Annotated in this window: 1 pseudogene; it reads right to left on the minus strand. The window is 71.6% G+C overall.

Annotation, left to right across the window (positions count from 1 at the left end):
* Positions 1 to 70: 70 nt before the first annotated feature.
* A pseudogene (locus ACSNOK_RS36430) lies at positions 71 to 232 on the minus strand (transcriptional regulator); the annotation flags it as partial.

A 232-nucleotide genomic window follows, 5' to 3' on the forward strand; every position in this document is an offset into this window, starting at 1 on the left:
TGCGATCAGTGTACATACCAGTAGGTACAGAGCGGGGTGCCGGTGATCGCACGGCCCGTACGGTGGCGGGTCACCGTGGCGCGGTGACCCGCTCCCCGGTGGCCGCCGCGTCGTGCGGGGTGTCCCGCAGCCCCAGGCGCAGGTGCTCGACGTGGAACAGCGCCTGGTCCAGCAGCTCGGCCACGTGGTGGTCGTAGAGGGCGTAGACGATCGAGCGGCCCCGCCGCTCGCA

This window comes from Streptomyces sp. URMC 126, assembly GCF_051386555.1.
In the GTDB taxonomy this organism is placed as follows: domain Bacteria; phylum Actinomycetota; class Actinomycetes; order Streptomycetales; family Streptomycetaceae; genus Streptomyces.